This window comes from Nocardia sp. NPDC057455, from assembly GCF_042802775.1.
Classification (GTDB): Bacteria; Actinomycetota; Actinomycetes; order Mycobacteriales; family Mycobacteriaceae; genus Nocardia.
In genome coordinates, this window is sequence record NZ_JBHVDM010000047.1 from 23,231 (window position 1) to 37,042 (window position 13,812).

Sequence of the window (13,812 nt, forward strand, 5' to 3'; positions counted from 1 at the left end):
AAAGGGCGGGTGCGCCCGGTACGGGATGTCTCGCGCGTCTTCGTTCGGCTACAGACCCAGCAGGGTCTCGGCGACCTTCTCCATGGCGGCTCGATACTCGGCACGGGTGGATTCGTCGGCGGTCCGCCGGGCGAGGACGCCCGCGGTGAGGGTGTAGCCGATGGTCTCCGCGATCACTCGCGGGGTCGCCGCCGGCACGATGCGGCCCGCGTCGAGTTGACGCTGGAGATACCGGGCGAAGCGGCGGATCGGGCGCTCGGTGATCTCCTCGGCCAGCGCGGCCACCTTCGGATCCACCGCCCCGCGCTCATCGATCAGCCGCAGCAGGGGCCCGGCCGCGGCCACCGCGGTGGCGAAGGACTCGATGGTGGCGCGCAACATCGTCCGCGGATCGTCGTCATCGATGCCCGGCTCCTGGGCGGCGAGGAAGTCGTCGCGAACCCGTTCGGCCAGCGCGAGGAAGATCTCCTCTTTCGAGGCGAAGTAGACGTACATCGTGGCGCGGGAGACGCCCGCCGCCGCGGTGATCGCGGCGACGGTGGTGTTGTCGTAGCCGCGCTCGGCGAAGACCCGGGCCGCGGCGTCGAGCAGGTCGCGGTGCCGGGAGGTGTGTGAACGCTCCCGCGCGGCGCGCACCGACCAGGTGGACTGGGTCACGGCGATCATCGTGCCGCATATTGACGTTGACGTCAATGTCAATCAAACTGGGCGGCATGCAGGTCGTTGTGGTCAACAGGGGAGAGATAGCGGTTCGCGTGCTGCGCACCGCCAGGGAACAGGGCTGGCGGACCCTTGCGGTACACACCGCCGAGGAACACGACGCGCTCCATGTCCGGTTGGCCGACGACGCCGTGCCGTTGCCGGGTGCCGGAGCCGCCGCTTACCTCGACGTGACGGCGGTGGTCGCTGCGGCCAGGAAGGCGGGCCCGGGAGCGCTGGTACACCCGGGCTACGGATTTCTCAGCGAGAGTGCGGAATTCGCGCGCGCGTGCGCGGCGGCGGACTTGGTGTTCGTCGGTCCCGCACCCGAAGCGCTCGAGGTCTTCGGCGACAAGACCGCGGCACGCGCGGCGGCCGAACGAGCGGGCGTCCCGGTGATTCCGGCGACCCGCCGCGGCGCGGACATCGCCGCGGTCGAGGCGTTGCTCGCCGCACACCCCGGCGGGGTGATGGTGAAGGCCGCCGCGGGCGGTGGAGGCCGCGGTATGCGCGCGGTGCGGGATGCGGCTCACCTTCCCGAGGTGCTCGAACGCTGCCGCGCGGAGGCGCTGGCCGGATTCGGTGACTCCGGGATCTACGCGGAGGCGCTGGTCACCGGCGCGCGCCACATCGAAGTCCAGATCGTCGCGGACGGCCGCGGTGCGGCGGCCGTCGGTGATCGCGATTGCAGCGTGCAGCGCCGACAGCAGAAGCTGCTCGAGGTCGGGCCCGCACCCGAACTCTTCGCCGCGTTGCGCGAGCGGTTGCACGGCTGGGCCGTCCGGCTCGCCGAATCCGTCGGTTGTCGCGGGGTCCTCACCGTCGAATTCCTCGTGCGCGGCGACGAGGCATGGTTTCTCGAGGTCAACCCGCGATTGCAGGTCGAGCACACCGTCACCGAGGCGGTCATGGGAATCGACCTGGTCGCGGTGCAGTGCGATCTCGCCCGTGGCGCCACGCTGGCCGATCTCACGCTGCCCGAGCCCGGATGCGCACGCGGCTACGCGGTGCAGGCGCGCCTGAACGCCGAGACCGTCACCTCGGGCGGCGACGTGCTGCCCGGCGCGGGCACGCTCACCCGGTTCGCACCCCCGACCGGTGGCGCGGTACGGGTCGACACCGCCGCGTTTCCCGGGATGCGGCAGGACGCGCGCTTCGACTCCCTGCTGGCGAAGATCATCGCTTGTGGTCCGTCCTATCCGGCCGCGCTGCGCCGATGCGCGGACGCGCTGGCCGAGACCGTGGTGACCGGGGTGGACACCAATCTCGCCGTGCTGCGCGCGGTCCTGGCGGAGTTGTCGCGGGGCCGCGTCGTCTCGACGACGTGGTTCGAGCAGCAGGTCGACGAATTGGTGCGGCGCGCAGCAGATTTCGCCCCCGCCTTGCCCGCTGGGCCGATCGGGGAGGACGTCGTGGCGGCCGAGGTGACGCTCGCCGACGACGAGCAAGCGGTGCGGTCGCCGATGGGTGGGACGGTGGTCGCTCTCCCGGAGCCCGGCGCCCTGGTCGCGGCGGGTGGCGAGGTCGCGGTGCTGGAAGCGATGAAGATGCAGCACGTGGTGCGTGCCGAGCAGGACGTGCGGGTATGCCGCCACATCGTGGCGCTCGGTGCGGTCGTCGAGCCGCATGCGCCGCTGCTGACCTTCGTCGCCGCCGAACACGACGGCGCGGTCGTCGATCAGGCCGCGGTCGACTTGGACTCGATCCGCGCCGATCTCGCCGAGGTCGACGCCCGCCACCGCGTCGGCCTGGACGAATCCCGGCCGGAGGCGGTCGCCAAGCGGCATCGGCTCGGGCGGCGCACCGCGCGCGAGAACATCGCCGACCTGGTCGACGCGGACAGCTTCGTCGAGTACGGAGCGCTCGCGGTCGCCGCGCAACGCCTGCGCCGCAGCCAGGCGGACCTGATCGCGAATACCCCGGCAGACGGGCTGATCGCGGGCATCGCGACCATCGATGCCGAGCGGTTCGGTCCCGATCGGTCCCGTGCGGTCGTGCTGTCCTACGACTACACGGTGCTGGCGGGCACCCAGGGCATGCGCAACCATGTCAAGACCGATCGCATGCTCGAACTCGCTCGCGAGCAACGGCTCCCGGTCGTCTTCTTCACCGAGGGCGGCGGCGGCAGGCCGGGCGACACGGACTACTCCGGCATCTCCGGCCTCGATGTCACCACATTCCGGGCGATGGGTGCGCTGTCGGGCCGGGTTCCGCTGATCGGCATCGTCTCCGGACGCTGCTTCGCGGGCAACGCGGCCCTGCTCGGCATGTGCGACGTCGTGATCGCCACCCCCGACGCCAATATCGGTATGGGCGGTCCCGCCATGATCGAGGGCGGCGGACTCGGCGTGTACGCGCCGGAGGACATCGGCCCCGTCGAGGTGCAGCGTCGCAACGGCGTCGTGCACATCGTCGCCGCCGACGAGGCCGAAGCGGTCGCCACCGCCCGACGCTATCTCGCCTACTTCCAAGGCGACACCGAGGACTGGACCGCGCCGGACCCGCGCTCGGCGCGCCATGTGGTCCCGGAGAACCGGTTGCGCGCGTTCGACATCCGCGCCGCCATCGAGTCCGTCGCGGATGTCGGGTCGGTACTGGAGTTGCGCCGTGACTGGGCGGTGGGGATCGTCACCGCACTGATCCGGGTCGAGGGACGGCCGTTCGGCTTGATCGCCAACAACTGCCACCATCACGGCGGCGCCATCGACGCCCCCGCCGCGGACAAGCTCAGCATGTTCCTGCGCTTGTGCGACACCCACGGTTTGCCGATCGTCTCCTTGTGCGACACACCGGGTTTCATGGTCGGCCCGGACGCGGAAAAGGACGGCACCGTCACGAAATTCAGCCGCCTGTTCATCGACTCCGCCGCGCTCACGGTGCCGCTGGGGACCGTCATCGTGCGCAAGGGTTACGGTCTCGGCGCTCAAGCCATGGCTGCCGGCTCCTTCCGTGCACCCCGGTTCGTCGTCGCCTGGCCGACCGGGGAGATCGGCGGCATGGGCCTCGAAGGCGCGGTCCGCCTCGGGTTCGCCAAGGAACTGGCCGCGATCGATGATCCGGTCCAGCGTCAAGAGGCTTTCGACAATCTGGTCCAGCTCGCCTACGCCAACGGTAAGGCCCTCACCGCCGCCACCGTGCTCGAGGTCGACGACGTCATCGACCCCGCCGACACCCGCCGCTGGCTACGCACACTGCGCTGACCTGCGGCGGACGCGGCGGATGACGCTACGCCCGGCGTTTCCGAGCGGCCGCGCAAGCTCGGGCCGCCCTGATTCCGAATTCCGGGCGCAGCATCCTCCGGTCTATCACCCGCTGTTGGATTCGCGCCGGATCCGTAGGTGTAAGGCGGCGGGCGATGCCGTCAACGCACCGGGATGTCGGCCTTGCCCGCCGCCGCGAACTCCGGCCGGTAGCGCGCGACGGGAGCGTCGAGTTCGCTCCGTTGCGCCAGCAGGTGCGCGATCGTCGCGCATGCGGTAACGGGCGCGCTGCGACAGGCAGAAGATCTTCGTCAGGTGTGCGGACCGGTTGTCTCGCACCGTCTCCGGGCGCCCTGCGAGGATACCCGGAGCAACGCTCAGAATCGGTCCTTGTGTTCGGTCACCCACTCGGCGAAAGTGCGGGCAGGCCGGCCCAGTATCCGTTCGACGGTGCCATCCGGAGTCCGCGCCGGCTCCGGAGGATCGGCGTACCAGCCGACGACATACTCGGCGTCGGCCCTCGACACCCCTGTCCGCTGAAGCCGCTCGATGGCCTGCTCTTCGCTGATTTGTTCGAAGGCGATGTCGCGGCCACGCGCGTCGGCGATCATCGCGACCCGTTCCCTCGTGGTCAGCGCCTGAGGCCCGTTGAGGTTGTAGGCCCGGCCCGCATGCCCGTCCTCGAGCAGGGCCGTAGCCGCCACCGCCCCCAGATCGGCTTCGTGCACAACCGCACTGGGGAAGTCGAAGGGTTCACGCACGACGTCCTCGGCGCGGATCGATTCGGCCCAGGTGAGTGCGTTGGACATGAACTCCTGGGGCTCGAGCCTGGTCCAGGCCACACCCGATTCAGCCACCGCGGTTTCCGCGGGGCCTACGTATCCGCCCCACAGGATGGTGATGCGCTCGACACCCGCGGCCACCGCCCGGCGGACCAACTCGGGTCCGGTCTCGGCCACTCCGGCCGTCACGGTGATATGCAGTCCGCTGACACCATCCAGAGCGGCATCGAGGGTGGCCGGCTCGGTGTGCGTGCCGGCCACCAACTGCGCACCGGCGGGCAACAGATCCGCCGCACGCCGCGGATCACGGGTCAAGGCACGCACCGGACGGCCCCGCCGCAGCAGTTCGGCCACCACCTGCCGTCCGCTGTTACCCGTTGCGCCCGTTACCAATATCGTCATCCGAAAACTCCTTTCCGGGCGCGACCCTATAACCTCGACAAGGGTTGAGGTAAAGAAGTCGGCTCCGCTCTCCCATCGGATTCAGCAGCGCCGAGCACAGTTCGCGCATACCGGAACCTCGTATCGGCGGACATCAGCCACATCGGCTGGTGCGAGGCGGTCTCCGGATGAGCGCGCCCTCCGGTCGGGGAGCGCAGGGGGATCGAGCGATCGGCGGCGAACTTGTCGTGGGTCACCGGAATACTCGGCGCCGACCGATCATCGTGACGAACTGGAGGAGCGCATGGCGCGAGAACTCGACGACCTGCCCTACGCGCGGTACCTCACCGCCCCGGATGGCGACTTCGAGGCCGAAGGTGACTACGACTGCGTGCGGGTGGACGGTGGTGAACTCGATGACCTCGATGTGCGGCACGCGCGGTTCAGCGAGTCGGCGTTCAGCTCGATCACCTTCACCCGCGGAAGTCTGCGCTACAGCCGGTTCACCGATGTGTGGCTGCGTCACGTCCGCTGGGTGGGCACCGAACTGGCCGACACGGGATGGCTCGACAGCGAGGTGGTGTCGGGCGCGATGTCCGGCGTCGACTTCGCGGGGGCGAACCTGCGGCGGGTGCGGTTCGAAGGCTGCAAGTTCGACTCGGTCAACTTCCGCGGCACCCGGTTGCGCGAGGTGTCTTTCGTCGACTGTGTGCTGCGCGACTGCGACTTCGCCGAGGCCGCGCTGACCGACGTCACGGTGCCTGGCTCGGCACTGGTCCGGCTGTCGTTGCGCAAGACACGGCTGGCGAAGGTCGATCTGCGCGGCGCGACCGCCCTCGACTTCACCGAGGGGCTCGACAGCCTGAGCGGGGCGACGGTCACCAGTCTGCAGCTGATCGACCTCGCGCCGGCCTTCGCGCGTTCCATCGGTATCGCCGTGCGGGATTGAGCGCGTGCGAGCACCGGATCCGCTGCCGGTCGGGCAGCCAAAAATATTGTGCGCCAGCGGGTGCCGCACCGGCATTTCGGCGAACCGCCGATGCGCGCGACACCCGATTGATACATTGCGCCGATACCGCGCAGTTCCGCTTCATCGAGGACGCGAGCCATGGCCGATCCGGATTCTCTCCGCAGTACCGCGGGCGTGCGCGCTCTCGTACACATCGCCGGAGAACGGGGCATCGCGCCCGCCGAGTGCCTGGCCGGTACGGCGTTGGGGCCCGCCGAGCTGGACGACCCGTCCGTCGAGATCACCGCGCACGACGAACTGCGGATAGTGCACACGGTGCTCGCCCGCTTCGGCGACGAGCCCGGCCTCGGCCTCGCGGCGGCGGTCCGCCACCAGCTGCGGTCGCGCGGGCCATGGGGGCTCGCGCTGCTGGGCAGCCGGACGTTGCGCGAGCTGATCGAGGTGGGGTTGTGCTGCGTCGGTCGTACGGTGCCGTTCGGGCGATTGACCGTCGAGGAAGCCGGTGGCGAAGCGCGGCTGTTGTTCGAGGATTCGGATATTCCGCCCGGGACGGGGGCGTTCTTCGCCGAAGCGGCCCTGGCCGGGTTGCCCGCCTTCGATCGTGAGCTGTTCTCCGTCGGTGTGCCGGTGCGGCAGGTCAGCTTCCGGCACGCCTTTCCGCGCGACATCAGGCGGTACCGCGATATCTTCGGCGTCGTGCCGATATTCGGAGCGCCGGTGAGTGCGGTGGTCTTCGATCGCGGTCTGCTGAACCGGCCGTTGCCTCCGGCGAACGACGCCGCACGGGACAATTGCGGGCAACTGTGCCGCGATCTGCTCGACCGGTACCGCACGCGCACCGGCGTCGCGGCGGCGGTACGCGACCGCCTGGTCCGCACACCGGGTGAGATCCCCGATCAGTCGACGGTCGCCCTCGGGCTGTATATGAGTTCGCGCACGCTGTCGCGGCGGCTGCACGAGGAAGGCACCTCGTTCCGGGCACTGCTGGACGAGGTGCGCCGGACCATGTCGGAGGTGCTGCTCGCGCACACCGATATGACCACCGAACAGGTCGCCGCCCGGCTCGGTTACGCGGAGGCGGCCTCCTTCATCCGCGCCTTCCGCCGCTGGCAGGGCTGTCCTCCGCAGACGTTTCGCTGGCGGGGGCGGCGCTCGCATCGCGCGCCCGAGTTGGTCTGAGCGGCACCGGTGCGGACCGGGTGAACCATCCGGCGGGGCATGCCGTGCCGCGAGGACGCGGCAGACTGTCGGCTAACGTGCCACCTGGCAGTGGGCGGGTCGCTCCAGCTCTGGGACGGAAGCCCGCGGTGCTCCCGTACTATCGCGATCGGAGTCGGCCTGCCGGGGAGATGAAGGAGGAGGGTGTGGAAGTTCGCACCAGCAACGAGCCACTGTGGTTACGGTTGGGTCAACGACTTCCGGAGCATGCCGCGTTCGCGGCACCGTCGGCCGGGGGAGCGAACCGATGAGCGATGAAGGTGCCGACCTACGCTGTGCGGGATGCTCGGCAGTCGGACTGAACGGCGGGCGCTGCCCGTCCTGCGGTCTGGAACTGGGTTATCGGTACGTCGCGCTGCCCGCTGAGGATCCGGCGCCGTGCGTCGATTGCGGGGGAGACCGATTCGACGCGGAGGGGCACTGCGCGCGATGCGGTCGGTCCCGGACGGCGCCGGATCGCTTCGACACCGATCTCGGCGCGGTCGCGGTGCTCACCGATCGCGGCATCGTCCACGCGCGCAACGAGGACGCCGTCGCGGCCGGGGTGCTCGAAGGCCTGGCGGGCGGGACGGCCACCACCGTCGTGATCGCGGTCAGCGACGGCGTGTCGACCTCGTCGCGGCCACAGGTGGCTTCGGGTGCGGCGGTTCGCGCCGGCGTCGGCGCCACCGCCGGCGCCCTCGTCACCGGAGCGCCCGCGGCCGAGGCGATCATGGCCGGGCTGACGGCCGCGGTGCAGGCGGTCCGCGATGTCGACGTTCCCGACGGCCCGGCGCCCTCGTGCACCTACGTGTCCGCCGTCGTCGCTCATCATGGCGAGGAAACCGAGATCACCGTGGCCAATGTCGGTGACAGCCGAGCCTATTGGTTGCCTGCCGACCGAGGCGGCCGCTCGGGCGACGAGCAGGCCCAACGGTTGACCGTCGACGACTCGTGGGCGCAGGCGCTGGTCGACGCGGGCGCGATGGACGAGCGTGCGGCGATGGCCGACCCCCGGGCGCACACGCTGATCCGCTGGCTCGGCGCGGACAGCCCGCCGAAGCCGTGGGCGGACAACTGCGTACGGACGGTCCGTGTCTCGGGGCCCGGCATGCTGCTGCTGTGCTCGGACGGACTGTGGAACTACGCTCCTTCCCCGTCCGCACTGGCCGGGCAGGTGGCGGGGGCGTCGCCCGAGGCGGCTGCCCGCGCGCTCGCGGAGTTCGCGTTGCGCTGCGGCGGCGGGGACAACATCACGGTCGCGCTGGCGCCTGTTCCAGGGGAGAGCCGTCCAGCGGTTCCATAGACAGCGATGTTCATGGTTGCGTATGGTCGTCCACTATGACGAAGTTCGCCGGCAGGATCTGCCTGATCACCGGGGCGGCCAGCGGTCTCGGTCGCAGTACGGCACTCGCGGCGGCGGCTGAGGGCGCCGCGCTCGTGCTGACCGACATCGCCGCGGAGGGCTTGGCGCGGACCACCGCCGACGCGCGCGCCGCGGGCGCGACCGTGCACCTGGCCGAGGCGGCCGATGTCAGTGACTACGACCAGGTGGTCGCACTGGCGGCGCGGGTGCACGACGCGGTCGGCAGCGTCGACATCGTCATGAACGTGGCCGGCATCGCCACTTGGGGCACTGTCGACCGGCTGACGCACAGCCAATGGCGGCGCACCATCGACATCGACCTGATGGGCCCGATCCACGTGATCGAAGCGTTCGTTCCGCCGATGATCGCGGCCGGGCGCGGCGGCCACCTGGTGAACGTGTCCTCGGCTGCGGGCCTGTTCGGCCTGCCGTGGCACGCGCCCTACAGCGCGAGCAAGTTCGGCCTGCGCGGGGTATCGGAGGTGCTGCGCTTCGACTTGGCGCGCCACCGCATCGGCGTGAGCCTGGTGTGTCCTGGTGCGATGGCAACGCCCATGGTGGACAGCGTCGACATCGCGGGCGTCGACCGCACGGCCGAAGCGGTGCAGCGGGCAGTCGCGCTGTTCATGCGGCACGCCGTTACACCGGAGGCGGCGGCGCGCTCGATCGTGCGCGGCGTCGAGCGCAACCGCTACCTGGTGTTCACCTCACCCGACATCCGGGTGGGCTTCTGGGCGCAGCGCTACTTCCCGCCCGGGTACAACGTCGCGATGCGGGGATTGAACTGGGCGATGAACCGCTATGTCGCGCAGAAGGCAGGCGCCGCCGCGAACTGAACGCGGTGGGGCCGCCTGCCACGGTCGAGCCGCGGCTCGCCATGATCGTGGTCATGGCATCGGCTGTCTATCTGATCACCGGAATCCAAGCCGCGGGCAAATCCACCGTCGCGCAGGCGCTGGCCGAACGGCTGCCACGCTCGGCGCACGTGCGCGGAGACGTGTTCCGCCGCTTCGTCGTCCGCGGGCGGGCGGAGATGAGCGCCGATCCCTCGCCCGAGGCGCTGGCCCAGCTGAGGTTGCGCTACAGCTTGGCCGCCGCGACCGCCGACGCCTACGCCGAATCCGGGTTCACAGCCGTCCTGCAAGACGTCGTGCTCGGCGACTTCCTGCCCTGGCTGGCGGATCTCGTCGTCACGCGGCCGCTGTATGTCGTCGTGCTCGCGCCGCGCCCCGAGGCGGTCGTCGCGCGGGAGGCCGGGCGAGACAAGGACGCCTACACCGAATTCACCGTATCGGAGCTGGACACGGTGCTGCGCGAGAGCACTCCCAGGATCGGATTCTGGCTGGACACCTCGGAACTGACGGTCGAGCAGACGGTCGATCGAATCCTGGCCGAGGCCGAACCTCTGACGAACTGACGCCGGCCCCGGATCGGATTCCGGCGGACCGTCCGTTCACTCGGTGTCGCGCGGCACCTGCAGCGGAGTGAGCGAACTGGTGGCCGGTCCTTCGATCAGCGTGCCGTCGGCGGCGAAACGCGAGCCGTGCAGCGGACAGTCCCAGGTGCGTTCGGCGTCGTTCCAGTTGACGATGCCGTACAGGTGCGGGCATACCGCGGAGACCCGTTGGGTGACGCCGTCCACCGTGCAGACGGCGGTCGGGTGCAGGCCCTCGCGCAGTACCGTTGCGCAACCTTCGGCCGGAGCCGCGCCGTCGTGCTGCGTCGCGACCCGAAGCCAGCCCGCGGACAGTTTTTGCGCCACGGCACTGTTGATCTTCGTGGCCGCCGGTAGCGCCTTGAGCTCGTCCGGGCGCCAGCTCGCCAGCGCGCCCGCCCATCGGGGCGGCCCTTCGGTGAACCGTCCGGCCAGCGCGATGGCCGCGGCGACACCATTGGTCAGGCCCCATTTGGCGTAGCCGGTGGCCAGCTGGATGTCGTTCTGACCCGGCAGCACGGGGCCCACGTAGGGAAGTTCACCGACGGGGGAGTAGTCCTGAGCGGACCACCGGTGCGTCGTTTCGGCGCCGGGGAACCAGGTTCGCGCCCAGCTCACCAGATCCTCCACTTTCTCGCGGGTCGATCCACCGCGGCCGACGACATGGCCGTTGCCGCCGACCAGCAAGAGCTCGCCGTCCGGCCCCTGCGCGCGACGCAGGGAGCGAGTCGGACTGCCCGCACTGATGTACATGTCCCGCGGCGCAGGCCGATCCAGGCGGAACGCCGTCAGATAGGAGCGCTGCGCGGTGAGGCGGGCGAAGAACCCGCCGCGATCGAGGATCGGCGTCCCGGTGGCCAGCACCACCCGGCGCGCGCCGAGGTCACCGTGCTCGGTGGAGACGATGAGCTCGCCGCGGCCACCGTGGTGCACGCCGCGGACCGAGGTGGATTCGTAGATCGGCGCGCCGTGCGATTCCACGTCGGCCGCGAGGGCGGCCAGCAGCGCCATCGGGTCGAGTTGTGCCTGATCGGCCAAGCGGACCGCGCCGTGCGCCGGGAAGGGGACATCCAGGTCGAAGACCAGTTCGGTGGGCAGACCCGCCTTCTGTGTCGCGGCGTATTCCGCTCGCACGGCGGACATCTCGTCGTCGGTCTGCGCGTAGGTCAACGCCGCGGCACGTTCGACGGTGACGTCGTGGGCGGCGCAGAAACGCAGTAGCCACTCCTGCCCTTCGCGATTGGCCGCCACGTAATCGCGCAGCACGTCATCGGAGTGGTGCCGGGCGATCTGCTGGGCACGCGTACCCTGCAACAAGCTGACTTTACCGGTGGTCGCGCCGGTCGTTCCCGCGCCGACGCGCTTGCCTTCGACCACGGCCACCTCGACGCCGTTCTCGACCAGCAGCAATGCGGTCACCAGTCCGGTGAGCCCACCGCCGATCACCACCGTGTCGAAGCGCGATCCCGGCGTCAACCGCAACCGCGCCGGAACCTGCGCGCCGTGCAACCATAGGGACGTCATAAGCCCGAGATAGCCGGTCTCGGCGGCATGAAACGCGCGCGCCGCGTCCGCGTCATACCCGCACCTGACTGCTGAGCTGCCGATCCGCGGCGGCGAGCACTTCGGCGGCGCTGATCATCGCCAACCCGGGCGCGGGCGCGTCGGAGCGGGGATCGCCGACGTGTCCGGCCCACAAGGCGACATGAGCCATCCGTTCCGGCGGCGGTCCCCACACCGTGGGCGAATCCGGGCCGAAGACGAGCACCGACGGAGTGCCGAATGCCGTGGCCAGATGCCCCACACCGGTGTCACCACTGAGCACGAGGGCGGCGTCGGCCACCGTGACGGCCAGTTGCCGCAGCGTGAGTTCGCCTGCCAGCACACTGGTTTCGGGCAATCCGGCCGCTTCGGCCACGCCGCGTGCGAGCGGACGGTCCGCCGCGCTGCCGACGACACGCACCGGATACCCCCACTCGCGCAGCCCGGCCGCTACCGCCGCGAACCGTTCGGCGGGCCAGCGCCGAGCGGGCGACCCGCCCGGATAGACCACGATCCAGCGGCGCTCGCCGGTGCTCTCCGGTGGCGGTGTGAGGTCCAGCCGAGCCGGGTCGGCCGCGATACCCGCCCATTCCAGCAACCGGCACCATCGCACGGTCTCGTGCAGGCCCGGCTCGCACAGCGCGCCCGGCAACTGGGGAAAGTCTTTGTGGCGGAAGGTGATCGTCTGTTCGGGGTCGGTCGCCAGCAGCGCGCGTATGCTGTCGGCCCCGGCGTCGTGCAGATTGACCGCGAAGGCCGGCGGCGAAGCGTTCCAACGCAGGCAGCCCGCCATCGGGGTCGCATGGAGTTCGTCGACGCAATCGGCCAGTTCTACCACGGGACGCAGCCATCCCGGCGCGGCGAGGACGAGCCGGTGTCGCGGACGGACGTCGTGTAACGCGCGCAAGGCGGGAACCGCGGTCAGCAGCTCCCGCAGCCCGTGCGCGCGCAGCGCGAGCAACACAGTCACGGAAAAAGCCTCCACTTCGGCGCAACGGCACGACCCCGCCGCCCGGGCCGACATCGTCGGCGGCCCGGGGCGGGTGTGCCACAGAACTTCGAGTCGTATCGCGAATACACCGCGATCGGGGCTCGAAGCCGCCGCCGGGTGCAACCTCGACGCCGTTGTCGAGGGAGAACGCACGGATGACGGCGGTGCTCCCACTGGGTTCGGCGCCTGGACACCACGGCGGGAGCGGCATTCCGGAATCGGACGAGCGGTCCTTGCTACCTCCGGAGATGCCCGGTCCGCCCGGTTCGAAACCCTCCGCTATTTCGGCACGAAGATGCCGGTGATATCCGCCTTGCGGATCGGGGTATCCGGATTGGCCTGTGCCGCGCACATCAGCTTGATCGCCGCGATCGCGGCATCGACGGTGCCGGCGTCGGGCGTACCATCACCCTCGCGTTCCTGCTCGAGGAACTTCTCGGTGGTGATGCGCTGCTTGTCGGCATCCTGGGCGACGAATTCGTTGCACGGTGTGTCACCGCCCTTGTTCACGATCTTCGCCGGCTCGTCGCCGCATCCTCCCGCGCAGAGTGCCAGCGCGGCGAGCGCGGCTATGCCCATGCGGCCCGCGGCGCTCATCGCCCGACCCCCGCCAGAGCCGAGGCCAGGTCCGGCACGTCCAGCGCCTGCACCGCCTGTTCGCGGACATCGGGGCAATTCTGCGTGGTGACGGTGTCGATCGTGCCGCGATCGGTGACGACCACATCGTTCAGGCCGCCGTTGCGGGCTGCCCAGTTGTGCACGGTGCCGTTGAATGTCACTTTGGCGACCGTCGGGCCCTGGCCACGCCAGGTGTCGATGTCGGCGCGCATCATGTCGCACAGCTGCGCGGCGGCCTCCGGCGTGATCTGGTCGGTGTCGGGCACCTGCGAACTCGACGGCCCCGGCATGGTGATCGAGACGGTCGCCGGGGCGGGGGTGTCCGCGGCCGGATCGCTGTCGTCGGCCGAACACGCCGTGAGCACCGAGCCCGCCGCCAGCGCGCTGATGAGCAGCGCGCGGCGGCCCAAGGGCCGGTTGGGCTGGTTTGTCATTCTTTTCTCCTGGAGGGTCAAAGCCGCGTCTACGAGCGATCAGTGCCCGGCGGCGTCCCGCAGCCGCTTGCCTTCTCGCGCTTTGATCCGGCGATGCTCGGCGATGATCACGAGGATGCCCGCGATGACGCAGACGCCGCTGACGACGCCCGCGATCACCGCCCAACCCGCGAAGCCGTACCCGGCGGCGGTGAGCG

General features: G+C 70.2%; 12 protein-coding genes. 6 read left to right on the forward strand and 6 right to left on the reverse strand.

The features are described 5' to 3' along the window. Positions 1–48 precede the first annotated feature (48 nt). Positions 49–657, reverse strand: coding sequence for a TetR/AcrR family transcriptional regulator (locus ACFU5M_RS20155; protein ID WP_379051277.1), 609 nt, complete (start codon positions 655–657; stop codon positions 49–51). A 56-nt stretch (positions 658–713) separates the two neighbouring features. On the opposite strand from ACFU5M_RS20155, the gene ACFU5M_RS20160 reads away from it, so the two are divergent. Then, positions 714–3,899 (forward strand): carboxyl transferase domain-containing protein, encoded by a 3,186-nt coding sequence (locus tag ACFU5M_RS20160; protein WP_379051342.1) that lies wholly within the window; start codon positions 714–716, stop codon positions 3,897–3,899. A 377-nt stretch (positions 3,900–4,276) separates the two neighbouring features. Here the strand turns inward: ACFU5M_RS20160 and ACFU5M_RS20165 are convergent, their stop codons facing one another. Further along, a complete protein-coding gene (locus ACFU5M_RS20165) occupies positions 4,277–5,083 on the reverse strand; it encodes an NmrA family NAD(P)-binding protein (protein ID WP_379051279.1) in 807 nt (268 codons plus the stop codon). A 283-nt stretch (positions 5,084–5,366) separates the two neighbouring features. Here ACFU5M_RS20165 and ACFU5M_RS20170 point away from each other — a divergent pair, with 283 nt between their 5' ends. The 5 genes from ACFU5M_RS20170 (at position 5,367) to ACFU5M_RS20190 (ending at position 10,012) form a co-directional block, all read left to right on the forward strand. Further along, complete coding sequence (locus ACFU5M_RS20170) at positions 5,367–6,011, forward strand: pentapeptide repeat-containing protein (RefSeq protein ID WP_379051281.1); 645 nt, start codon at positions 5,367–5,369, stop codon at positions 6,009–6,011. Positions 6,012–6,170: 159 nt separating this feature from the next. After that, positions 6,171–7,211, forward strand: a complete 1,041-nt coding sequence (locus ACFU5M_RS20175; protein WP_379051284.1) for an AraC family transcriptional regulator — start codon at positions 6,171–6,173, stop codon at positions 7,209–7,211. A 286-nt stretch (positions 7,212–7,497) separates the two neighbouring features. Then, positions 7,498–8,535: a PP2C family protein-serine/threonine phosphatase gene (locus ACFU5M_RS20180; protein ID WP_379051287.1), complete on the forward strand. Its 1,038-nt coding sequence runs from the start codon at positions 7,498–7,500 to the stop codon at positions 8,533–8,535. Positions 8,536–8,570: 35 nt separating this feature from the next. Further along, positions 8,571–9,431, forward strand: coding sequence for an SDR family oxidoreductase (locus tag ACFU5M_RS20185; protein ID WP_379051289.1), 861 nt, complete (start codon positions 8,571–8,573; stop codon positions 9,429–9,431). Between the two features lie 53 nt (positions 9,432–9,484). Then, positions 9,485–10,012, forward strand: coding sequence for an AAA family ATPase (locus ACFU5M_RS20190; RefSeq protein ID WP_379051291.1), 528 nt, complete (start codon positions 9,485–9,487; stop codon positions 10,010–10,012). A gap of 36 nt (positions 10,013–10,048) precedes the next feature. On the opposite strand, the gene ACFU5M_RS20195 is transcribed toward ACFU5M_RS20190, so the two are convergent. The 4 genes from ACFU5M_RS20195 to ACFU5M_RS20210 form a co-directional block, all read right to left on the reverse strand. Further along, a complete protein-coding gene (locus ACFU5M_RS20195) occupies positions 10,049–11,554 on the reverse strand; it encodes an FAD-dependent oxidoreductase (protein WP_379051293.1) in 1,506 nt (501 codons plus the stop codon). A gap of 52 nt (positions 11,555–11,606) precedes the next feature. Then, on the reverse strand, positions 11,607–12,542 hold the full coding sequence (locus tag ACFU5M_RS20200) for a glycosyltransferase family 9 protein (protein ID WP_379051296.1): 936 nt from the start codon (positions 12,540–12,542) through the stop codon (positions 11,607–11,609). A gap of 300 nt (positions 12,543–12,842) precedes the next feature. After that, positions 12,843–13,160, reverse strand: coding sequence for a hypothetical protein (locus tag ACFU5M_RS20205; protein WP_379051298.1), 318 nt, complete (start codon positions 13,158–13,160; stop codon positions 12,843–12,845). Beyond that, entirely contained in the window at positions 13,157–13,615 is a 459-nt protein-coding gene (locus ACFU5M_RS20210; protein WP_379051300.1) for a hypothetical protein, read from the reverse strand. Before ACFU5M_RS20210 ends, ACFU5M_RS20205 begins: the two co-directional genes overlap by 4 nt. Positions 13,616–13,812: the final 197 nt, after the last annotated feature.